Genomic DNA, 22,165 nt, shown 5'->3' on the forward strand with positions numbered 1-22,165 from the left:
TTTTCGTTCCGTGTGCTAATTTCGGCACCGTCATTGCGACGACGCACGAGGAAGTCGGTGTGATTCCGGCGCGGTCCCGCCACTGTGACCGGTAGAGCGATCTCCGGGAGCCAGATACTCACGTCGCCGTACCTCCTTGCCCGGGGCGGACTTCCCCGAGAGAGGGTGTAATCGCCGTGCGTGTACGCGCAGCCTTCCCGAAGCTCCTTGTCGCGTTGACCTCCTCGAGCCTTCTGCTCGCCGGATGTTCGACGGCGGGTTCCGACACCGAGAACGACGCCTCGGACGAGTGCATCACCGACTTCGATGCCTCGGTCGACTACTTTCCCGACAAGTCCGGATAGTCGACGCCGATTTCGAAGCCGTGGTCGCGCAGGCGGCCGACGCCCCGACCTGGCTCGTGGGTGGCGGCGTCGGCGGGTTCACCGCGGGGCTGGCCGGACTCGGCCGCGCCGGTGTGGTGATCGCCGCGGCGCTCGGGGCCACCGTGTTCCCCCTCAATGCCGTCACGCCCATCGTGGAGGCGCCCGTGGTCATCGCCGTCCTGATTCGTTCACGGCGTGGAACACTGGGAGCGGCACTGTGACCTCCACCGGCGTGGAACTACGCGATCCGACCATCGGCCACGCCCGTCGTCGTGCCTTCCGTGGCAGGACGGTCACGGAGATCGCTTCGAAGGTGAACGTTGCTCGACGGGGTGAACTCGTCGACGTGCTCGGACGCCTGGCGCGCGAGCAGAATCTGGCGGTCGTCATGTCCACCCACGAACTCGAACTCGCACTACGGGTGTCCGACCGGATGTGGCTGCTCGAAACAGATCGCACACTGACATGCGACACTCCCGCTGCTCTCGCCGAATCCGGCTTTATCGGAGATGCATTCGATCGCGGACGCATGCGGTTCGATCCTCGTAGGATGGTGTTCGATCTGGAATCGGAGAACAATTGTGTCTGATGCGATCGGGACTCTCGAGCGAATCACAGTGTGGAGCCCGTACTTCCGCGTGAGTACGGGCCCTGCCGACGACAGATGGCGTCCTACCGCAGATCTGACTGACCCCGCGACCCGCGACGCCCTGGTGGCCGATATCGCCGCGCGAATGGGGACCGCCGAACCGCGCGTGGCAGCATCGACCCTCTTCTTCGGATACGTCGCACGCGTGTGGTCGGTGGCGATGGGTTCCGTCGTCGATTCCGGACGGTGCATTCGGCTCGATCCCGAGCAACTCCTGTGGCGCAACGACGCCGGGCTGCACTTGCACACCATCGAACCCGGATTCGGCGACGACATCGTGGTGGAAGTCCTCGACCGGCAGATCGAACCTCTCGTCCATGCGTGGCGCGACGTGGTCGCGGCCGGCCTGTTGTGGGGCAACGCGGCATCCGCTCTGATCGGGGCCGGTCGGGTGATCGGTTCCGATGCACAGCCTCTCGTCGATGACCTTCTGTCCGATCCGCGTCTGGCGGACACTGTGGACCCGGCGACCGGCCGTCGCCGTAGTTGCTGTCTTTACTACCGCACACCAACCGGCGGGGTCTGCGGCGACTGCGTCTTCCCCACCCCGCCGGACGACCGCTCGAAGGAGATGCCGTGACAGTCGTGTTCGATCCCGAGAACTATTGGAACGACATGTGGTTCGGTCTGCTCATCGAAGGCTCGGCACTGGAGGTCGCGGCCCCGAACGCACCGAAGAAGATCGGGATGTACGACGGGTACGTCACCGTCGACTTCGATCGGTGGCACTTCCCTCTCTGCATCGGCGAACACACCGCGAGTGGGCCGGAACTCGGTCGGATCCGCCGCTGCGGTCGCGCCGAGTTGTACCGCAGGATCGGCAGGGACGACACCGTCACCTCATGGGGGCTGCGCATGTTCAACAGCCGGGACGAGCAGATGCTCACGATCATGCTCCCACCCCGTTACTCACCAACACCGAACAGTTGACCGATGAACCGGTCTGGGAACACCTCGAGGCGTGGGACCGCATCCGCGGAATTTCTGGGGCTGGAACCCGATCCACGCGATCGCACAGGTAGGGGCTTCCGACACACATGAGTGTGAAGCCGGGCGCCGACCGAGGTCCGGCGCGGAGCGGTCCGTCCGCGAAGGCAGAACGCGCCCGGTCACCGGGCGGCCTCGATGTCGACCGACCGGTGGGGCAGGACCAGCGGTGTGCCTGCGACGGGATCGGTGATCACGGTGGCCTCCACACCGAAGACGTCGCGCACCATCTCGGAAGTGATGACTTCGCTGGGCGGTCCGGCGGTCACCAGCGTCCCCGCTCGCATCGCCACAAGGTGATGGGCATAGCGACTGGCCATGTTGAGATCGTGCAACACCAGCACGATGGTGCGTCCGAGCCGGTGGTTGAGGGAAGCGAGCAGATCGAGCACCTCGATCTGATGGGCCAGGTCGAGGAAGGTCGTGGGCTCGTCGAGCAGCATGATGTCGGGATCCTGGGCCAACGCCAGCGCGATCCACACGCGTTGGCGTTGGCCGCCGGACAGTTCTTCGATCGGGCTCTCGGCCAGCTGGTCGACGCCGGTCGCCGCCAGTGCGGCGGCCACCGCCCGCTCGTCTTCGGCACTCCACTGTCGGAACCACCGTTGATGGGGATGCCGGCCCCGGCCGACGAGATCGGCGACGGTGATGCCGTCCGGGGCAAGGGGCTGCTGCGGCAGCAGACCGAGGGCGCGGGCCAGCGTGCGCGCCGGCATCTCGGTGAGCTCGGTACCGTCCAGAAGGACTCGGCCGTGCTGCGGCGACAACAGGCGGGCCAGGCCCCGCAACAGGGTCGACTTGCCGCACCCGTTGGGTCCGACGATCGCCGTGATACGGCCGGCAGGCAGGCTCGTGCTCACCTGGTCGACGATCAGCGAGGAGCCGTAGCCCAGGCTGAGCTGCTCGGTCGTCAACGAGACCGACCGGTTCGCGTGTGCTGGCTGCGGTGTCATCCGGCGGCTCCGATGCGGTGGGCGCGGGCGAGGAGATAGAGCAGGACCGGCGCTCCGAGGATCGCCGTGAGGACTCCGACGGGCATCTCCGACGGCGCGAAGATCGAACGGCCCGCCAGATCGGCGCCGACCACCAGAAGGGCGCCGACGGCGGCAGAGGGCGCAAGGCCGATCTGCCGCTCGGCGAGGATGCGGCGGGTGATCTGCGGCGCCACCAGCGCGACGAAACCGATGGGTCCGGCAGCTGCGGTCGCCATCGCGGCGAGGACCACTGCAATCAGCAGCAGCAACACCTTGCGGCCTTGACCGGCTCCGGTCAGGGTGCGGGTGAGATCGTCGCCGAGCTCGAGCAGCCGCAGGTGCCGCGACTCCACGATCAGCACCGGGACCGTCGCCGCCAGCGCGATGACAATGATGGTCACGTGCAGCCCGCTCCGATTGGCCAGGCTGCCGGTCAGCCAGGCAGCGGCACTCATGGCTCGGTGGATGTCGGAACGGGTGAGCAGATAGGAGATAGCGGAGGAAAGCATCGCCGCGACACCGATCCCGACCAGCACCAGCCGGAAGCCGTGCAGACCGCGCCGGTAAGCGATGAGCACGATCATCAGCGCAGCGAGGACCGCGCCGGCCAGCGCACCGAACACGAGCTGCAGACCGCTGCCCCCCACGACAAGCAGCACGGTCAATGCGCCCATCGCCGCCCCGGAATTGATGCCGATGATGTCGGGGCTGACGAGCGGATTGGCGGCGATGCGCTGCAATATGGCCCCCGAGAGCGCAAAAGCCGCGCCGACACCGAGCCCGGTCAGTGCCCGGGGCAGGCGGTCGCCCAGCACGACCTCGCGCTCGATGAGGGTGCCTCCGCCTCCCACGATGGTGACGGCGCCGGAAACCGAGATCGGGTACACCCCGAGGACCAAGGAAGCCGTGGCGACCGCAACGGCGGCCACGCCGGCGAGGACGGTGAGCAGCACCGAGGAGCGACTGATCCGAAAGGAGACCGGGGTACCTCGCGGGGCCACCAGGAGCGTGTCGCGGGTTGGACCGCGGCGCACCGGCGAACTCATGTGCCGACCACCTTGCGGTTGCGGACCAGGTAGAGGAAGAACGGGGCGCCGACCAGGCCGGTGATGATCCCGACCTGCAGCTGTTCGGGTTGGACCAGGAGTCGTCCGAGGATGTCGGCGATCAGCAGCAGCATGGGCGCGAGCACGATGGTCCAGGCGAGCACCCAGCGGTAGTCCGAGCCCGTGATCATCCGTGCGATGTGGGGTACCACGAGCCCGATGAACCCGACCGGACCTGCGATAGCGGTGGCGCCACCCGCAAGCAGAACCACAGCGAGAGCCCCCGCGATGCGGTCGACCCACACACGGGCACCGAGGCTGCGGGCGAGATCCTCACCCAGAGCCAGAGCATTCAACGCGCGGGTCAGGCCAACAGCCAGGACGACACCGACGGCGATGAACGGCGCTACCGCGGCCAAAGCGTCACTGTCCGAACGGGTCAACGATCCCACGACCCAATAGCGGAAGTCCTCCATCGTGGAGGCGTCCTGGAGGGTGATCATCGTGGTGACCGCGCCCAGGAGCGCGGTCAACGCCGACCCGGCCAGAGCGAGCTTCACCGGTGTGGCACCACCCGGACCGAGCGAGCCGAGCATGTAGACGAAGACGGCGGCCACCGCAGCTCCTGCGAAGGCGAACCACACGTAACCGGCAGCGCTCGTGATGCCGAGACCGACCATCGCCGAAACCACCGCCAGCGCCGCGCCGGCGTTGATGCCCAACAGTCCGGGTCCCGCCAAGGGGTTGCGGGTCAGACCTTGCATCACCACGCCGGCGAGGCCGAGCGCCATCCCGGCCAGCAATCCGGTCACGGTCCGCGGGATGCGGATATATCGCACCGCACGCTCGACGCCACTGTCCGCCGAATCTGTAACGGCCCCGACCACGTCGGAGAGGCCGACCGGCAGGGTGCCGAGCAGGACCGAGCCGAGGGTCACGGCCACCAGAACAGCCGTGGCCACCGCGAGCCCGAGTAGGCGAGTACGGTTGCCGCTCAGCAGGCCGGAGCGCACGACAGGCGCGCCGGCAGCCGGGGCCGGACCGTCCGCAGACCGCTCCGGGGTCGTTGCCGCCGTCGTCACCGCCTACCTCACTCGCCCCCGTCTTGTCCGGTCTCGTCCTGGATGGCCGGGGCCAGGTCGGGGTGCAGCAGCGAAGCCAGTAGCTCGATTGCATGGGCGATGCGGACTCCGGCGGCGCGGTCAGCGAACAGGAAGGGATGCACGGCACCGTTCTGCACCGCCGACAGGCCCGCGAGCGCCGGGTTCTGCACGATCGTCTGCGCCTCCTCGGCGCCGTCCTGGCGGGTATAGGAGGCGTCGCAGCAGGTGCTGGTCAAGATGACATCGGGGTCGCGACGGATCAGCTCTTCGAGGTCGATCGCGACGTGGCGTCGCTCGACGAGGTCGGCGAAGGCGTTCACGCCCCCGGCCTGCGCGATGATCCGGGTACCGAAGTCGATGCCACCGGCGACGCGGATGCCACCGCCCTCATCGAGTAGGACGATCGCGACGCTCGGGCGGTCCGCCCCGGCCAGCACCTGGTCGACCGCCGCGATGCGCTGCTGTTGATCGGCAATGACCTCCTCGGCGCGCTCCTCGACGTCGAACAGGGCTCCGAGGTCGCGCAGGTCGTCATAGATCGTCTCGACGCTCACGGTGGCGGGGTCGATCGCCTCGTCCGACAGTCCGTCCGCGCTGGGGCACAGCGGGCTGAGGATCCAGCTCTGTATGCCGAGCCGGGTCAGACTCGCCCGCGTGCCGAAGCTCTCGTCGCCGGCGCCGTCCTCGGTGAACACGTTGTTGTACCCCGACAGGATGAAGTCGGGCCCGGTGGCCAGAAGCGCCTCACGACTGGGGAGCTTCTCGACGTACGGCACCTGCTCCTGGGCATCTGCGTACTCGGGCAACACCTGAGCATCGAGGAAGGCGGTCTCGATCAGGCGGTCGCTGATGCCCAGCGCATGCGCAATCTCGATGGCCGGCTGGTAGGCGGCATACACGCGTTCCGGTGGCGCTTCCACGGTGACGTCGATCCCGCAGTTCTCGACGGTCATGGAGTCGGCCGACGCGGCGTTCTCCTCGTCTGCGCCACATGCGCTCGCGCTGATCAGCGTCAGACATGCGGCGGCGACGCTCAGCGTCCGACGGTTCAGCGGAGTCATGCGACGGCCGTCCTTTCGATGCGCTGGGGGAATCGGCACTCGGGCCGGATCAAGGCATGGAAGGTGCGGGTCGCAGCGACCTGATCACTGATTCCCGGTGCGTGGGCGATCGCGATGGCGCGCCCTTCGACAGGATCCGGACGCCGAGGAGGTACAGCGGAGACAGAATGGGAGAGAGATGGGTGCACGGCTTCGCGCAGCCTTTCTCGGGGTAGGCCGCCCCGATGCTGAAAGGTACGAATGGGGTGAGTATCTGGCTCGCAGACGCTTGTCGAAGCGCCGCTCACAGTGGCGGTACCGCGCCGGATTCACACCGGCTTCCTCGGATCCCATCGTGATGGACGAACTGAGGCTAGCAGGAGCCGACCATGCCCGAATTCCCGGCTCGGCCGAAGTAGGAGCCGGGGACGGTGCAGGTCGGTGGTGGCGCAACGCCATTCGAACGGCGTAGCGGTTGTGTCCTGTTCGACGCCGGTACCACCGCTGTGCGGGAGACCGACGTCATCGCCCGGCCCTGTCCCGGCACCGGAGAAGAGACCCGAGGGGAATCAACGCTATCCTCGCGGGGTGGACTCACGGATGCCGGTGCTTGCGCAGGTGCGCGGTGCTGCCGTGGGGTCGGTGTCGGGGGCGGTGAGTATCGCCGCCCATGGTGTGGCCGGTGGCGGGATGTCGCCGAGCCAGTCGGCGGTGGTGTTGCTGCTGGCGGCGTGCGCCGGCATCGGTGCCGCGGTCGCCGCCGTCACCGTGCGCGATCGGAACTGGGTGTTTCTCCTCGCGGCACTGACTGCCGGACAGGTGGTCGGGCACACCACCCTCTCGGTGGTCGACGACCACGCGCACGGGCTGGAACTGTCGCCCGCGATGATCGCCGCCCACCTTGCCGCTGTTGCGGTCTCCGCCGCTGCGGTGCGCGCCGTCGAAGGTGCGTGCCTGCACGTGTTGGGGGCGTTCACCCGCGTGATGCTGGTGCTCGTTTCTGTCCCGCCTGCGCAGACCGTGGTCTGGTCGGCGACCCCGCTCTATCGGGCGACGCTGTCGTTGTGGTTGCTGGCCGGCGCCGCCGCCGGTACCCGCGGACCGCCGACCGCGGCGTAGTCGGCCTCCCTACCCGATCCGCCTGCTGCGCCGTCCCCGGCGCGGGAGAGCACGCGATCGCCGACGGGTGGGTCCGACATTCTTCTTCCGCCGTCCTGCCTTCGCCCCGTGCTGGGGTGCCGAGTGTATGGCGTGCGTGCCCTCAGCGGCATCGACCGGATTCGATCTGCCAAGTCCCCTCGATGCCCGCCTTTCCTGACGGTCGCCTCACCGACCGCATCTCCAGCGGTGCCCGTGCTCCTGCACGGACACCGCCGAGAAACGCGCACACGGTGAGCACCTCACGACAGCCGAATCGAGACACACTCATGTCTGTTCCCGAACTCGACCGCGGCACCATCGCCGCGGACAGTTCCGCCGCCGAGCCCGCCCGGGCTGCGGCGCAGGATTCTTCACCGCCGCGCAGCATGCGGCCGCTGATCATGCGGCTGCACTTCTACGCCGGGATCCTGGTGGCCCCGTTCCTGCTGATCGCGACGATCAGCGGGGGCCTCTACGCGATCGCCCCGACCCTCGAACAGGTGCTCTACCGCGACCTGCTGCACGTCGATTCCACCGGTCCGGCACTGCCGGTCGCCGAGCAGGTCCGCGCCGCCCAGCAGCTACGCCCGGACCTGACCGTCTCAGCGGTACGCCCCGCATCCGAGGTCGGTGAGACCACCCGGGTGCTGTTCACCGATCCGTCCCTCGGTGAATCCGAGCGCACTGCCGTGTTCATCGATCCCGCGACCGCCTCGTCGACCGGTCAGTCGGTGGTCTACGGCAGTAGCAGCGCGCTGCCGGTACGCACCTGGATTTCCCAGCTGCACCGGCACCTGCATCTGGGTGAGCCCGGCCGGATCTACAGCGAGCTGGCCGCCTCCTGGTTGTGGGTCATCGCTCTGGGCGGGGTGTACCTGTGGGTGCAGCGCTACCGCACCCAGCGCACCCGCACCCGGCAGTCGGCGCGACTGCTGACCTTCGACCGCGGCGCGCGGGGCCGCAACCGCACCCTCGGCTGGCACGGCACCACCGGCCTGTGGATCGCGGTCGGCTTGATCTTCCTGTCGGCCACCGGGTTGACCTGGTCCACATATGCCGGGGCGAATGTGGGCGAGTTGCGTACCGCGTTGAGCTGGACCACCCCGACGCTCGATACTACCCTCGGCGTCTCGGACACCGCGCCTGCAGCCGGTGGACACGACGGCCACGACGGCCACGACGGCCACGACGGCCATACTGCCGCTGTTACCGATACGGGCGCACTCGATCGCAACGTCGGCGCTCTGGACCGCGTCCTTGCCGCCGCTGCCGAGCATCGGGTGACCGAACACGTCGAGATGAGCATCCCGGCCGACGGCCACACTGCCGTCACCGTCACCGAAACCCGCCAGCCCTGGCAGTTCGTCACCGACGCGGTCGCGATCGACCCGGCCACCGGGGCGGTGACCGCCACCAACACGTTCGCGGACTGGCCGCTGGCCGCCCAGCTCACCACCTGGGGCATCGCCCTGCACATGGGCATCTTGTTCGGGCTGCTCAACCAGCTGGTATTGCTCGCTCTCGCGGTCGCGTTGGGCACGGTCATCGTGCGCGGCTACCAGCTGTGGTGGCAGCGTCGCCCCACCCGCGGATCGCGTCGGGTGGCGCGCCCACCGCTGCGTGGGACGTGGCGACGCCTGCACCCGGTCACCGTCGTCGCGGTGGTCGCTGCTGCGGTGACCGTCGGGTGGTTCGCTCCGCTGCTGGGACTGAGCCTGCTCGCATTCCTGCTCGTCGACGTCGCGGTCGGTCTGCTGCGGCGCCGGCGTCCGCCCGAGCACTCCCCCGAGGGGACCTCCGCGACCGGCTGAGTCTCGCTGTCTCCGGCCCGGCGGCTCGGATCCTGCCACCGGATCCGAGCCGACCGGGCAATCCTCACACTCCCGAGTTCGTATACAGAGGAACGCATTCCGGACTTGGTAGAGCGTCGTCGAGCCCACGCACGCCGAGGAAGGAGGCGATCCTTGTATAGTCGGCGCTGCGATCGGTTCGCCGCATGTCGTCGTGAGGAGCCCCGAAGACCTCGTGTGCGCGCCGAAGCACCCGATGCCGACAGGTATCGGGTGTGAGAGGGAACCCGGTGGGAATCCGGGACTGTCCCGCAGCGGTATGCAGGAACGACCGCCGTCACCAAGCACTGGACCACCAGGTCCGGGAAGCGACGGCCACTAGGTCCATCCCGACGGAATCGGGAATGGGTGCCTGCGAGTCCGAAGACCTGCCGATCGTGTCGGGCACGCCGTGCCCGACGGTATGCCGCCTCGTGGAATGGGCGCGCGCCGATCGGCAACACCTCGACCACAGGTCGAGAACACGGGGCTCGTATCGGGATGCGCGTTCATCGGGCGGTAGACCACCCAGCGACGAACACCGGAGAAAACCTGATGTCTGCTCCGACAGCATCCTCATTCACCGCCACCGTGCTCGGCTCCGCACGCATCGGACCGAACCGCGAACTGAAGAAGGCCACCGAAGCCTACTGGGCCGGGCGCCTCGACCGCAGTGGCCTGGAATCGGTTGCCGCACAACTGCGCGCCGACACGTGGTCACGTCAACACACAGCCGGGCTGGACTCGATCCCGGTCGGAACGTTCTCGTTCTACGACCACGTCCTCGACACAGCAGTCATGCTCGGGGCGTTGCCTGCCCGGGTCGCGGATATCGCCGACGACCTCGACCGTTATTTCGCCGCGGCACGCGGCACCGACGATATCGCCCCACTCGAGATGACCAAGTGGTTCGACACCAACTACCACTACCTCGTCCCCGAGATCGGACCCGACACCGTCTTCGAACTCGATGCCACAAAGATTCTGGGTGAGATCGCGCAGGCACGCGAGCTCGGTGTGCCCGCTCGCCCCGTCGTCCTGGGTCCACTGACCTTCCTGCTGCTGTCGAAGCCCGTCGACGGGCAAGGACCGCTGCTCGGCCGCGTCGACGAGCTCGTTCCCCTCTATCTGGACCTGTTGGCGCAGCTCGCCGACACCGGGGTCGACTGGGTACAGCTCGACGAACCGGCGTTGGTCCGCGACCTCGACTCACCTGCCCTCGATGCGATCGGACGGGTGTACAACGCCCTGGTGCAGGCACCGAAGCGGCCGTCGATTCTCGTCGCGTCGTACTTCGGCAGCCTCGGGCCGGCGCTCGAGCGGCTCGCACGCACCGGAGTCGAAGGTCTAGCCGTCGACCTGGTAGCCGGTAGCACCACCGGAATCGCAGGCCTGCCCGAGCTCGCCGACAAGCTCATCGTCGCCGGCGTCGTCGACGGCCGCAACGTCTGGCGCACCGACCTCGAACAGGCCTTGTCGACGCTGGCCACCCTGCTCGGTTCCGCCGCCGCCGTTGCGGTGTCGTCGTCGTGCTCACTGTTGCACGTGCCGTACACGATCGATGCCGAACCGGATCTCGACGCATCGCTGCGCACGTGGTTGGCCTTCGGCAGCGAGAAGGTCTCGGAGATCGTCACTCTCGCCACCGCTCTGCGTACGGGATGCGACGCCGTCACCGACGAACTCGCCGCTGCCCGTACCGCCGCGCAGATGCGGGCCTCGGATCCGCGTCTACGCAACGATCGGGTGCGAGGTGTCCTTGCCTCGATCTGCACCGACCGCACCCGCACCCCTGCCGATCGACGGCGTGAGATCCAGCGTCGCCATCTCGATCTGCCACTGTTGCCGACGACCACGATCGGCTCGTACCCACAGACGGCCCGCATCCGCGTGGCCCGTGCAGCGTTGCGCACGGGTGAGATCGACCACGGCGAGTACGTGCGTCGGATGCGCGACGAGATCGCCGACGTGGTTGCGCTGCAGGAGAAGCTGGGACTCGATGTGCTGGTGCACGGCGAGCCCGAACGCAACGACATGGTGCAGTACTTCGCCGAGCAGCTCGACGGGTTCTTCGCCACCACCAACGGTTGGGTGCAGTCCTACGGCACGCGGTGTGTGCGGCCGCCGATCCTCTACGGTGACGTCGCACGCCGTGCACCGATGACCGTCGAGTGGATCGTCCACGCCCAGTCTCTCACGGACAAGCCGGTCAAAGGCATGCTCACGGGCCCTGTCACGATCCTGGCGTGGTCGTTCGTCCGCGACGATCAGCCGCTCGCCGAGACCGCCGACCAGATCGCGCTCGCGATCCGCGACGAGACGGTGGACCTGCAGGCCGCCGGGGTGCGCATCATCCAGGTCGACGAGCCTGCGCTTCGTGAACTCCTGCCGCTGCGCGCGTCGGAACAACCCGACTACCTGAAGTGGGCGGTCGGTGCGTTCCGGTTGGCGACATCCGGTGTCGCCGACTCCACGCAGATCCACACCCACCTGTGCTATTCGGAGTTCGGAGAGGTGATCGAGGCGATCGCCGAACTCGACGCCGACGTCACGTCCATCGAAGCGGCCCGCTCGCGCATGGAGGTCCTCGACGATCTCGACGCCGCGGGATTCGACCTCGGCGTGGGCCCCGGCGTGTACGACATCCATTCGCCGCGGGTCCCGAGCGAGGACGAGATCACAGCACTGTTGCGCAAGGCTCTGCAGGCGGTGCCCGCCGAGCGACTGTGGGTCAACCCGGACTGCGGGCTCAAGACCCGCGGCACGACGGAGGTCACGGCCTCACTGGCGAATCTCGTCGCCGCTGCCGCCACCGTGCGCGCCGAGCTGAACCGATAACTACCGCACTACGAAGAAGGTCATCGACAATGTCCACCCCTCGCATTCGCACCACCCATGCGGGAAGTCTCCCGCGCACCACTGCCCTCGTCGAAGCCAACCGAGCACGACGAGAAGCGGCAGACGGCTTTCGCCTCGATACCTCCGAGGAGTTCGCACAGTTGCTCGGCAACGAGGTGACCGCGCTGGTTCGGCGCCAGGTCGACCTCGGCATCTGCACTCCCGGCGACGGCGAGTACGGCAAGGCCATGTCCTCGACCGTCGATTACGGTGCCTGGTGGTCGTACTCGTTCCAGCGCCTGTCCGGTCTCCAGTTGACCGACGGAGGACCGTTCGGCAGTACACCGATCCGGTCGACACCCGGCAACGTGCGTCTGACCACCTTTCCCGACCGGCGCGACTGGACGCTGTTCGCTGAGGCCTACGGCGATCCCGACAGCGGGGTGTCGATCGGGAAGGAGGCACCCCTCTTCCCTACTGCGACCGGACCGGTCACCTATATCGGCCACGACGCCATCGCGTCGGACATCGCGAATCTGAAGTCCGCGCTGGCGGCCGCAGGGGTCGAGAACGGTTTCATGACTTCCTTGTCACCGGGTAGCGCCTCGCGGATCGGCAACGAGCACTACGCAACCGAGGAAGAATTCATCTGGGCATGCGCGGATGCCATGCGCGAGGAGTACGAAGCGATCATCGACGCCGGTCTGATCCTGCAGATCGACGACCCGTCCATCGCCGAGAACTGGGACCAGATCAACCCCGAGCCGACGGTCGAGGACTACCTGGCTTTCACCCGCATCCGGGTGGAAGCGCTGAACTACGCCCTGCGGGGTCTGCCCCAGGACCGGATCCGCTTCCATCTGTGCTGGGGCAGTTGGCACGGCCCGCACACCACCGATCTCGAGTTCAAGTACCTCGTCGAAACCATGCTCGACATCGACGCCGGGTCGTACTCGTTCGAGGCCGCCAACGTCCGTCACGAACACGAGTGGCGGGTGTGGGAGGACGTGGAGCTTCCCGACGGGAAGCAGATCGTGCCCGGCGTCATCAGCCACGCGACGAACGTCGTCGAACATCCCGAACTCGTCGCCGACCGCATCGAACGTTTCGCGAATCTCGTCGGTGCCGAGAATGTGGTCGCCTCCACCGACTGCGGACTCGGCGGACGCATTCATCCTCAGATCGCGTGGGCCAAGCTCGAATCCCTGGTCCGAGGCGCGGAGTTGGCGACGAAGCGCATCGCATGACATGACCGCAAACGATTGGGCCCGCAGCGTTGAACGCTGCGGGCCCGATCGGAAGCATCCCGGGGTCAGGAGACGGTGACGGAAATATCCCGGGATGCAGTTCGAGCGGGTGTCAGGCCACGATCGACCTCTGCGGCACCCCCGTGTATTCGCTCAGCGGACGGATGAGGGCGTTGGACTCACCTTGCGCGATGATGTGCGCAGTCCACCCGGTGATACGGCTCATGACGAAGATCGGGGTGAACACCTCGATGTCGAAGCCCATCAGGTGGTAGGCCGGCCCGGTGGGGAAGTCCGGATTCGGCTCGATGCCGGTGGCCTCGGCCATGGTCTTCTCGAGGATGTCGTACATCTGCACCCACTATCCGGTTCCGTGTCGAGCACAACCTCGAAGGACGGCTTGTTGTCGGACAGACGCGGAACCTTCGCGTTCTCGTCGGCGAGATTCTCCCGAACGGGATCGGTCCAGGTCGCGGTGCCGACCACGCGGTCGGCGAGACCGAGCGACCGCAGGATCTCGGTGGATCCCTGATTCAGGGACACCGCCCGCTGTGGTGGCGCGTCGATGGTGAGCGTCCTGCCGCAGTTCTCGATGGTGAGCGGGTAGACCGATGCCGCGGTGTCCTGTTCGACTGTCCCGGATGTGTCGTCACTCGACGAGCAACCGGAGACGGCCAACGCCGCCGCTAGCAGTGCGCCGGCTGCGCGCAGCGCCGAATTCCGCCCTTGCGGACGGTCGATATCGAATTGTTCATGTCCATCCTCGTGGGTCCTGCTTCGGCGACGCAGGTGTCCTGGCTCCCGGATCGACGCTCGCCCCGGCCTTCCAACCCCTGTGGGCCGTGACCATGCTATTGGGGGATCACTCCTCGGTGACAGTTGCGGGACAGCCACGGATTCGCACCGTTGTTCCCTACGTCGCTACGAACAGTGCAAGACCCGGCGTCGGTCCCGGAACGGCGCAACCGGGCGTCCTCCACCCATCGACACCGGATGAGGCACCATGTCCGAATGGCATCTCGCCGAAGAACCCTCGTCGTCGTATCCGCCGTACTCGTGGTGCTGGTCGTCGTCGCCGTCGCGATCTTCCAGCTTTCGAACTCCCGCACCTTCCAGCTGTTCGGGGCACTCGTCCATAGGGTGGAGACACCCGAGAAGGTGGTCTCGCTGACCCTCGACGACGGCCCGAGCGTCCTCACCCCGCAGGTCCTGCAGACCCTCGAGGACGCCGACGTCCCCGCCACCTTCTACGTCACCGGCTCGGAACTCGAACAACGACCGGAGCTGGGCCGGGCCATCGTCGAGGCCGGGCACGAACTCGGTAATCACACCGCGACGCACCGCAGGATGATGCTCGTCGGCAGCGGCACGGTGGCCGAGGAGATCGAGCGCACCGACGCCGCGATTCGCGAGACCGGGTTCGACGGGGAGATCACCTTCCGCCCGCCCTACGGCAAGAAGCTCGTCGCGCTCCCCCGCTATCTCGACCAGCACGACCGGACCACCGTGATGTGGGACGTCGAACCGGATTCCGATGCGTCCGACACCGAGACGATCGTGCAGACCGCACTCGACGAGACCCGTCCCGGCTCGATCATCCTGCTGCACGTCATGTACCCCTCCCGGACAGCGTCGCTGGAGGCGATTCCCGGGATCGTCGACGGCCTGCGCGCCGAGGGCTACCGGTTCGTGACGGTGTCGGAATTGCTCGACATGCAGGCCTCGTGAACTCCGGGGCGCGAAATGGTCATCGATGCGCGCTGTTACGCGCTCCGATGACCATTTCGCGCTCTGATTCTCAGGTGAACGGGACTCCGCCGGTGACGGCGATGGTCTCCCCGGTGATGTAGCTCGACTCCTGGGAGGCGAGGAAGACGTAGGCCGGGGCGAGTTCGGCGGTCGCGCCGGGGTAGGCGATCTCCGGTTGCTCCTCGAGCGGCGGAACGGGGTGCTGCTCTCCCGGGTGCTGCATGCGGTACTGGTCCTGGTCCGGCATTCTCGCCCTCCCTCGATCGGGTTCGTAAGGGGCGATACCCGGTGCACCACGGCGCCACACCGGCACCGCTCCGGACACATGTGTCGGAGCATAATCGCAGGTGGACGACATGAGCGAGGTCACATCGGTGTGCGGCGCATAATGGCCACCCATGTGTCGGAACGGAGAGGTCGAGGCATGAGCGCGGACGGTACGAGCGCGGACCTGTCGGCCTATCGGAACGACTTCGCCCGGATCGAGAAGAAGGTCGCCGGGGAGTTCGACGCCGGTCGCCGCGGACGGGTCCTGGCGATCTGCGTCGTCGTCCTGACGGTGTGCATGGTGCTTCCGCAGACGTCGTCGGCGTGGTCGTGGACGGTCTTCGGTAGTTGGTTCGGCGACACCGCACCCGTGGCGGTGCCGCTGCGGATCTTCGCGGCCCTGGCCCTCGTGTTCGGGGTGGTGATCTCGACGCTGGCGTTGTGGCTGCGACGATGGAAGCTGGCGTCGCTCGCGATGCTCGGCTCGGGGCTGTCGTCGTTCTTCGGGCTGTTGGCGTACTGGTCGCAGGCGGGAATGATCACGAACGCTCCGCATCACCCGACCGTGGCGTTGGTCGCCGAATGGCTGGTGATGATCGTGATGACCTCGCAGTGGTTGCCGATCGTGCTGAGCCGGTCGCCGACGGACGTCCCGCCCCGGCCGCATCCGCTGCGGACCGGTCGCCGGTAGGTCAGCGCTCGACGAGCGAGCCCATCTTCTTCGCCAGGAACTCGATGCTGCGACGCGGCATGAGCCTGGCGAGCAGGTCGAGCATCGTCGCGTCCTTGCCGATGCACACCCGGAAGGTGCCCTTCTCGATCGCGTCGACGATCCTGCGGGCTGCCTCGGCGGACGAGGTGATCTTGACGGAGGCGTCAGTGCTGCGTCCCGGGATGGCGGCACCGGAGTTCTCGGCGATGCCGGTGCGGACGGCGCCTGGGAACACCAGCGTCACCGCGACCTTCGTCATGCGCAGTTCGGCGTACAGACCTTCGGTGAGCAGTTTGACCGCCGCCTTGCTCGCGCCGTAGACGGACTGGCCCGGCACCGGCACGAAGGCACCCATGCTCGACACGTTGAGCAGGCTCGCCTCGGGACGGCTCAGCAGCTCGGGGAGGAACGCCTTGCACATGTGCACGACACCCCAGTAGTTGACGTCGAGCACCTTGTTCATCTCGTCGTACGGCAGGTCCGCGAATGGGACGAACTTCTGGATGATGCCTGCGACGTTGGCGACGCCGTCAACCCGCCCGTGTGCTGCGGTCACCTCGGTCACCAGGGCTTCGACGGCGGCGCGATCGGAGACGTCGACCGTGTGGGTGGTGAGACGGTCGACATAGGCGTCCGCCAGAGCGCGGGTGCCGTCGAGAGCCTCGGTGCGGAGGTCGATCGCCGCGACCCGCGCGCCACGCACGAGGAGTTCGAGGACGACATCGCGTCCGATCCCGTTGCCTCCACCGGTGACGACGAAAACCCTGTCACGGATCTGCATGCTGCCTCCTTGTGTCGTTGGGTCCAGTCAATCCGGTCCGGAGCACCGACGCCACCCCGAAGTGTGCGCGTGCACGTCTGCGGGTATCCGTCCGGACACGAGTCGGCCCAGCGTACGGAGGTAGAAGTGACGACGTCGAAGAAGGACGACGAGGTGCGCAAGGACCCACCGGGGCCGGTCGATCACGGTCGCAACGGCGGCATGGCAACGCGGGAGAACGCTCCCGAGGTGGTCGAGCGCTCGGACGACGACGAGAAGTGATCTCGATCAGGACGATGTGAACCGCCACGAGGCCACCGATCGGGCCGATATGTTGGGCATATGCAGTTCGCCGGACCGGCCGAACAGTACAACCGTTTCATGGGCCGTTACGCAGCGACGCTCGCGCCCGCCTTGGCGGACGCGAGCGAGGTGAGGGCCGGGCATCGGGTCTGCGACGTGGGCTGCGGGCCGGGTGGGCTGACCCGTGAACTGGTCGGCCGGGTCGGCGCAGCGAACGTCGCGGCGATCGACCCGGCTCCCCAGTTCGCAGCGGCGTGCCGGCAGATAGCACCGGAGATCGACGTTCGCGTCGGGGTGGCCGAGAATCTGCCGTGGCCGGACGGAACGTTCGACGTCACCCTGGCGTCGCTGGTCCTCGGATTCATGAACGATCCCGAACTGGGCGTGCGCGAGATGGTGCGGGTGACCCGCCCGGGCGGCACCGTCGCCGCATGCATGTGGGACACCACGGCCGGCGGGATGACGATGCTCCGCATCTTCTGGGCCGCGGTGGGAACGGTCGAGCCCGGGTCTCCGGGTGAGACGAGGCTGGCCGGTACCACCGAGGGCGACATCGCCGAGCGGCTCCGCCGTGCCGGCCTGGACGACGTGATCGGTGGTGCCCTGTCCGCACGCGCGGACTACGCTGATTTCTCCGACTTCTGGGAGCCCTTCACGTTCGGCGTAGGACCGGCCGGGCGGCACCTGGTGTCGATGCCCGAAAGGCACCGCGCTGCAGTACGTGACGCCTGTCGTGATGCTCTTCCGTCGGGACCGTTCTCGCTCGACGCCCGCGCCTGGTACGCGCGGGGAACGGTTCCGGGCGACCCGAACTCATCCTCGTCGCAGTAGATAGGTGTCCATCACCCAGCCTCGGGCCCCCTTGGCCCGGGCACGAGCCTCCCGGATCGCCGGGAGCACCTCGGCGAGCGGGCCGGCGACGAGTTCTTCGTCGTCGGTCCCCAGATTCGCACCCCACCAGATGTTCCAGGTCCCGTCGAGGTCGGCGCAGACGAGGCCGCCGTCGAGCATCACCACGATGTTCGACGCACCCGCTGCAACGTCCTGCATCAGTCTTCGGCCGGTCGTGACGGTGATCGGCCCACCGATGGTGTTGAGCACGAGACGATGTCGGGCCGCGAGCAGTTGCACACTGCTGACACCGGGAACGACGTCGTAGTCGAAGCGCACCCTCCCACGATCGAGGATGCGTTCGACGACGCGGATCGTGCTGTCGTACAGGCTCGGATCGCCCCAGACCAGGAAGCCGACCGTCTCGTCCTCCCGAACCTGTTCGAGCAGAACGGTCTCGTACGCCTCGGCGCGGGCGGCGTGCCAGTCGCGTACCTCGTCGCCGTAGCGCTCCGGGTTCCGGTCTCGGGGCGGGTCCGGCACTACGATCATCCGGTGAGAGCCGGAGGTGTGCCGACGCAGGATCTGTTCGCGGACCGCCACGAGATCGTCCACGCCCCGCTTCTTGTCGGGCACGAGGAAGACGTCGACGCTCTCGAGCGCGTGCACTGCCGCAACCGTGAGATCGTCCGGGCCCCCGGGGCCGATCCCGATGAGCCGAACCCTCACCCCCGATCCTCGAGATCGCCCTCGACGTCGAGATAGGCCTGCTGCAGTCTGTTCATCGTCTCGGGATCCGGTTCGGCCCACAGTCCACGATCGGCCGCCTCTGTGAGTCGTTCGACGATACCGCGCAACGCCCACGGATTCGCTTCGCGGAGGAACTGCTGGTTCTCGGGGTCGAGCGCGTAGTTCTGTGCGAGCGACTCGTACATCCAGTCCTCGACCACACCGGCAGTGGCGTCGTAGCCGAACAGGTAGTCGACGGTCGCGGCGAGTTCGAAGGCGCCCTTGTAACCGTGCCGGCGCATCGCACCGATCCACCGCGGGTTGACGACCCGGGCGCGGAAGACCCGTGCGGTCTCCTCCGCCAGTGATCGGGTGCGCACCGCATCGGGGGTGGTGGAGTCGCCGATGTACGCCTTCGGGTCGGTGCCCGTCAGCGCCCGCACCGTTGCGACCATGCCGCCGTGATACTGGAAGTAGTCGTCGGAGTCGGCGATGTCGTGTTCGCGGGTGTCGGTGTTCTTCGCCGCCACCGCGATCCGCCGGTAGTTCGCACGCATGTCGTCGGCGGCCGGAACACCGTGCAACCCACGCCCGTAGGCGAAGCCACCCCACGCGGTGTAGACCTCGGCGAGATCGGCGTCGGTGCGCCAATTGCCGGAGTCGATGAGTTGCAGGATGCCGGCACCGTACGAGCCGGGCTTCGATCCGAAGATGCGCCGCACCGCACGGTCGGCGTCGCCGTGTTCGGCTTCGTCCCGCCGAGCATGGGCTCGCACGTAGTTCTGCTCGTCGGGTTCGTCGAGGGCGGCGACCATGCGGATCGCGTCGTCGAGCATCCCGATGACGTGCGGGAACGCATCGCGGAAGAAACCGGAGATGCGGACCGTGACGTCGATGCGGGGCCGGCCGAGTTCCTCGAGCGGGATCACGGTCAGTTCGCGAACCCGACGCGACTCGGCGTCCCATTCCGGACGCACACCGATGAGTGCGAGCACTTCGGCGATGTCGTCGCCGGCGGTGCGCATCGCCGAGGTCCCCCATACCGACAGGCCGACCGACTGCGGGTACTCGCCCGTGTCGGCGAGATATCGCTCGATCAGGTTGTCCGCCAACGCGACACCCGTGTCGTAGGCAAGCCGGCTCGGGACTGCCTTCGGGTCGACGGTGTAGAAGTTGCGCCCGGTCGGCAGAACGTTGACCAGGCCGCGCAAGGGTGAGCCGGACGGACCGGCCGGGACGTATCCACCATCGAGTGCGTGCAGCACCGCGTCGAGTTCGGCCGTCGTGCCCGCGAGGCGGGGAACCACTTCGTCGGCAGCGAAGGTGAGCACCCTCGCGACCTCGGAATCAGGCTGGCCCAGCACGGTTTCGACGATGCGTGCAGATGATCCGGCGTTCCAGCCGTCGTCCTCCATGGCCTGCACGAGCGACCGCGCGACGCTCTCGACGGCATCGACCTCCTTCGACGGAGCATCCGACTTCAGCCCGAGTGCGGTGCGCAGACCCGGGACGGCGTTGCTCCTGCCGCCCCACACCTGCGCGGCTCGCAGTATCGACAGCACGAGATTCACTCGCGCCTCGCCGGTCGGCGCGGCACCGAGGACGTGCAGGCCGTCGCGGATCTGCGCGTCCTTGACCTCGCACAACCACCCGTCGACGTGCAGCAGGAAGTCGTCGAACTCGGCGTCGTGCGGGCGGTCGTCGAGCCCGAGATCGTGATCGAGTTTCGCCGCCTGGATCAACGTCCAGATCTGCGCCCGGATCGCGGGCAGTTTCGCCGGGTCCATCGCGGCGATGTTCGAGTACTCGTCGAGCAGCTGTTCGAGACGTGCGATGTCGCCGTAGGATTCGGCGCGCGCCATGGGTGGGATGAGGTGGTCGACGATCGTCGCGTGGGCTCGGCGTTTGGCCTGTGCCCCTTCGCCCGGATCGTTGACGAGGAACGGGTAGATCAGCGGCAGGTTCCCGATCGCGGCGTCGGTCGCACAAGCGGCGGACAGACCCGCGTTCTTGCCCGGCAGCCACTCCATCGACCCGTGTTTGCCCAGGTGAACCACGGCGTCGGCACCGAAACCGTGCTCGACCCATTTGTAGGCGGCGAGATAGTGATGTGAGGGCGCCATGTCGGGATCGTGGTAGATCGCCACCGGATTCTCGCCGAATCCACGGGGCGGCTGGATCATCAGCACCACGTTGCCGGCCTGCAGGGTCGCCAGCACGATGGCGTCGCCGTCGACGAACAGCGATCCCGGTGCCGGTCCCCATGCCTCTACGATCGCATCGGTGAGCTCTGCCGGTAGATCACCGGTCCACCGAAGGTAGTCGGAGGTGCTCACCCGCACCGGATTTCCGGCCAACTGTTCGGCGGTGAGCCACTCCTCGTCCTGTCCGCCGGCATCGATCAGGGCGTGGATCAGGGTATTTCCGGCCTCGGTATCGTCCTCGACGTCCATGCCGGGGAAGCCGTCGCCGAGGTCGTATCCGGCATCGCGCAGCGCGCGCAGCATCCGGATCGCCGAGACCGGCGTGTCGAGGCCGACGGCGTTGCCGACCCGGGAGTGTTTGGTCGGGTAGGCGGACAACATGATCGCGATCCGGCGCTGTGCCGGAGGTACGTGTCGTAATCGTGCGTGTGCCACTGCGATACCGGCGACGCGGCGACACCGTTCCGGGTCGGTGATGTAGCGGGGCAGGCCGTCGGCGTCGAGTTCCTTGAAGGAGAACGGCACCGTGATGATGCGTCCGTCGAATTCGGGAACGGCGATCTGCGTGGCCGAATCGAGCGGTGACACACCGTCGTCCGATTCCGCCCAGTCCTCGCGACTCCACGTCAGGCACAGGGCCTGCAGAATCGGGATGTCGAGCGCGGCGAGCGCTCCGACGTCCCACGCCTCGTCCTCACCTCCCGCGCTCACGGTGGCGGGTCTGGTGCCACCGGCCGCCAGCACCGTCACGACCAGCGCATCGAGGGTGCCGAGTGCGGCGAGCAGGTCGTCCGGTGCACCACGCAGCGACGCGCAGTGGATCACCACGCCACGAGCCGTGCCGGTCGCGTCGATCGCGTCGGCGAGATCGTGCGCGAACTGCACGTTTCCGCTGGTGTGGTGGGCCCGGTAGAACAACACGCCGACGCGTGGCGACCGCTCGCCGCCGGGCGGTTCGGGACGGTCGAGCACACCCCATTCGGGCAGCTCGGCGGGCGGTTCGAAGCCGTCACCGCCGAGCAGCACGGTGTCGCTCAGAAAAGCGTGGAGTTGCCCGAGATTGGCCGGACCACCGTGCGCGAGATAGCGATGTGCCTCGGCCGCAACGCCGATCGGAACCGTCGAATACTCCATGAGTTCGGCGTCGGGTGTTTGTTCACCACCGAGAACGACGACCGGGACGCCGGTCGCGAGCACGGTGTCGAGCCCGTCGCGCCAACTGCGCGCGGACCCCAGGATCCGCACGACGACCAGGTCCGATCCGCTGAGCAGACCGGGCAGTTCGGTGGACACGTCGAGGCGGGACGGGTTACCCAGCGCCCACTCGACATCGCTCGACCGAGCCGACAGCAGGTCGGTGTCGGACGTCGACAACAAAGTCAGGCGCGTCAC

General features: G+C 67.5%; 20 protein-coding genes, 3 pseudogenes and 4 riboswitches. Of the genes and pseudogenes, 13 read left to right on the forward strand and 10 right to left on the reverse strand.

The window, feature by feature from the left end:
* Nucleotides 1-13 precede the first annotated feature (13 nt).
* Nucleotides 14-141, forward strand: a riboswitch (cobalamin riboswitch).
* Nucleotides 142-176: 35 nt separating this feature from the next.
* The 5 genes from KXC42_RS19145 to KXC42_RS19165 all read left to right on the forward strand — a co-directional run bounded on the left by KXC42_RS19145 (nucleotide 177) and on the right by KXC42_RS19165 (nucleotide 1,944).
* On the forward strand, nucleotides 177-344 hold the full coding sequence (locus KXC42_RS19145; RefSeq protein WP_219129390.1) for a hypothetical protein: 168 nt from the start codon (nucleotides 177-179) through the stop codon (nucleotides 342-344).
* Nucleotides 345-364: 20 nt separating this feature from the next.
* Nucleotides 365-586 (forward strand): hypothetical protein, encoded by a 222-nt coding sequence (locus tag KXC42_RS19150; RefSeq protein WP_219129391.1) that lies wholly within the window; start codon nucleotides 365-367, stop codon nucleotides 584-586.
* 92 nt (nucleotides 587-678) lie between these two features.
* Nucleotides 679-954, forward strand: coding sequence for a hypothetical protein (locus tag KXC42_RS19155; protein ID WP_219129392.1), 276 nt, complete (start codon nucleotides 679-681; stop codon nucleotides 952-954).
* A gap of 49 nt (nucleotides 955-1,003) precedes the next feature.
* Complete coding sequence (locus KXC42_RS19160; protein WP_257605870.1) at nucleotides 1,004-1,594, forward strand: (2Fe-2S)-binding protein; 591 nt, start codon at nucleotides 1,004-1,006, stop codon at nucleotides 1,592-1,594.
* On the forward strand, nucleotides 1,591-1,944 hold the full coding sequence (locus tag KXC42_RS19165; RefSeq protein ID WP_198040558.1) for a hypothetical protein: 354 nt from the start codon (nucleotides 1,591-1,593) through the stop codon (nucleotides 1,942-1,944). The genes KXC42_RS19160 and KXC42_RS19165 overlap by 4 nt, the downstream gene beginning before the upstream one ends.
* A 179-nt stretch (nucleotides 1,945-2,123) precedes the next feature.
* On the opposite strand, the gene KXC42_RS19170 is transcribed toward KXC42_RS19165, so the two are convergent.
* The 4 genes from KXC42_RS19170 to KXC42_RS19185 are packed head-to-tail and all read right to left on the reverse strand — an operon-like array spanning nucleotide 2,124 to nucleotide 6,185.
* Entirely contained in the window at nucleotides 2,124-2,954 is an 831-nt protein-coding gene (locus KXC42_RS19170) for an ABC transporter ATP-binding protein (protein ID WP_193902545.1), read from the reverse strand.
* Entirely contained in the window at nucleotides 2,951-4,021 is a 1,071-nt protein-coding gene (locus tag KXC42_RS19175; RefSeq protein WP_219129394.1) for an iron chelate uptake ABC transporter family permease subunit, read from the reverse strand. Before KXC42_RS19175 ends, KXC42_RS19170 begins: the two co-directional genes overlap by 4 nt.
* On the reverse strand, nucleotides 4,018-5,103 hold the full coding sequence (locus tag KXC42_RS19180) for an iron ABC transporter permease (protein ID WP_219129395.1): 1,086 nt from the start codon (nucleotides 5,101-5,103) through the stop codon (nucleotides 4,018-4,020). The genes KXC42_RS19175 and KXC42_RS19180 overlap by 4 nt, the downstream gene beginning before the upstream one ends.
* Nucleotides 5,104-5,111: 8 nt before the next feature.
* Complete coding sequence (locus KXC42_RS19185; protein ID WP_219129396.1) at nucleotides 5,112-6,185, reverse strand: ABC transporter substrate-binding protein; 1,074 nt, start codon at nucleotides 6,183-6,185, stop codon at nucleotides 5,112-5,114.
* 247 nt (nucleotides 6,186-6,432) lie between these two features.
* Nucleotides 6,433-6,509, reverse strand: a riboswitch (cobalamin riboswitch).
* A 255-nt stretch (nucleotides 6,510-6,764) separates the two neighbouring features.
* Between KXC42_RS19185 and KXC42_RS19190 the strand changes: the two genes are divergently transcribed.
* The 4 genes from KXC42_RS19190 (at nucleotide 6,765) to KXC42_RS19205 (ending at nucleotide 13,218) form a co-directional block, all read left to right on the forward strand.
* Entirely contained in the window at nucleotides 6,765-7,283 is a 519-nt protein-coding gene (locus tag KXC42_RS19190) for a hypothetical protein (protein WP_219130510.1), read from the forward strand.
* A 308-nt stretch (nucleotides 7,284-7,591) separates the two neighbouring features.
* Nucleotides 7,592-9,115, forward strand: a complete 1,524-nt coding sequence (locus KXC42_RS19195) for a PepSY domain-containing protein (RefSeq protein ID WP_219129397.1) — start codon at nucleotides 7,592-7,594, stop codon at nucleotides 9,113-9,115.
* 226 nt (nucleotides 9,116-9,341) lie between these two features.
* Nucleotides 9,342-9,545: riboswitch (cobalamin riboswitch) on the forward strand.
* A gap of 143 nt (nucleotides 9,546-9,688) precedes the next feature.
* A complete protein-coding gene (metE, locus tag KXC42_RS19200) occupies nucleotides 9,689-11,971 on the forward strand; it encodes a 5-methyltetrahydropteroyltriglutamate--homocysteine S-methyltransferase (protein WP_219129398.1) in 2,283 nt (760 codons plus the stop codon).
* A gap of 29 nt (nucleotides 11,972-12,000) precedes the next feature.
* A complete protein-coding gene (locus tag KXC42_RS19205; protein ID WP_219129399.1) occupies nucleotides 12,001-13,218 on the forward strand; it encodes a cobalamin-independent methionine synthase II family protein in 1,218 nt (405 codons plus the stop codon).
* Nucleotides 13,219-13,330: 112 nt separating this feature from the next.
* On the opposite strand, the pseudogene KXC42_RS19210 reads toward KXC42_RS19205, so the two are convergent.
* Nucleotides 13,331-13,579, reverse strand: a pseudogene (locus tag KXC42_RS19210) (citrate/2-methylcitrate synthase); the annotation flags it as partial.
* Between the two features lie 2 nt (nucleotides 13,580-13,581).
* Nucleotides 13,582-13,929 (reverse strand): annotated as a pseudogene (locus tag KXC42_RS19215) (ABC transporter substrate-binding protein); the annotation flags it as partial.
* Nucleotides 13,930-13,984: 55 nt separating this feature from the next.
* A riboswitch (cobalamin riboswitch) is annotated at nucleotides 13,985-14,181 on the reverse strand.
* Between the two features lie 48 nt (nucleotides 14,182-14,229).
* Here KXC42_RS19215 and KXC42_RS19220 point away from each other — a divergent pair.
* Nucleotides 14,230-14,946 (forward strand): polysaccharide deacetylase family protein, encoded by a 717-nt coding sequence (locus tag KXC42_RS19220; RefSeq protein ID WP_039958234.1) that lies wholly within the window; start codon nucleotides 14,230-14,232, stop codon nucleotides 14,944-14,946.
* A gap of 70 nt (nucleotides 14,947-15,016) precedes the next feature.
* On the opposite strand, the pseudogene KXC42_RS19225 reads toward KXC42_RS19220, so the two are convergent.
* Nucleotides 15,017-15,127, reverse strand: a pseudogene (locus KXC42_RS19225) (SDR family oxidoreductase); the annotation flags it as partial.
* A gap of 264 nt (nucleotides 15,128-15,391) precedes the next feature.
* Between KXC42_RS19225 and KXC42_RS19230 the strand changes: the two are divergent.
* Entirely contained in the window at nucleotides 15,392-15,925 is a 534-nt protein-coding gene (locus tag KXC42_RS19230; protein ID WP_006552961.1) for a hypothetical protein, read from the forward strand.
* Nucleotide 15,926: 1 nt separating this feature from the next.
* Here the strand turns inward: KXC42_RS19230 and KXC42_RS19235 are convergent, their stop codons facing one another.
* Entirely contained in the window at nucleotides 15,927-16,727 is an 801-nt protein-coding gene (locus KXC42_RS19235; protein WP_193902551.1) for an SDR family oxidoreductase, read from the reverse strand.
* 126 nt (nucleotides 16,728-16,853) lie between these two features.
* Here KXC42_RS19235 and KXC42_RS27410 point away from each other — a divergent pair, with 126 nt between their 5' ends.
* Together KXC42_RS27410 and KXC42_RS19240 are read left to right on the forward strand one after the other, a co-directional pair.
* A complete protein-coding gene (locus tag KXC42_RS27410; protein WP_006552963.1) occupies nucleotides 16,854-16,988 on the forward strand; it encodes a hypothetical protein in 135 nt (44 codons plus the stop codon).
* 60 nt (nucleotides 16,989-17,048) lie between these two features.
* A complete protein-coding gene (locus KXC42_RS19240; protein WP_219129400.1) occupies nucleotides 17,049-17,840 on the forward strand; it encodes a class I SAM-dependent methyltransferase in 792 nt (263 codons plus the stop codon).
* Here the strand turns inward: KXC42_RS19240 and cobF are convergent.
* Both cobF and cobN read right to left on the reverse strand, forming a co-directional pair.
* Entirely contained in the window at nucleotides 17,823-18,569 is a 747-nt protein-coding gene (cobF, locus tag KXC42_RS19245; RefSeq protein ID WP_219129401.1) for a precorrin-6A synthase (deacetylating), read from the reverse strand. The genes KXC42_RS19240 and cobF overlap by 18 nt on opposite strands.
* Nucleotides 18,566-22,165, reverse strand: a complete 3,600-nt coding sequence (cobN, locus tag KXC42_RS19250; RefSeq protein ID WP_219129402.1) for a cobaltochelatase subunit CobN — start codon at nucleotides 22,163-22,165, stop codon at nucleotides 18,566-18,568. The genes cobF and cobN overlap by 4 nt, the downstream gene beginning before the upstream one ends.

This window comes from Rhodococcus sp. LW-XY12 (genome assembly GCF_019317345.1).
GTDB lineage: Bacteria > Actinomycetota > Actinomycetes > Mycobacteriales > Mycobacteriaceae > Rhodococcus > Rhodococcus pyridinivorans.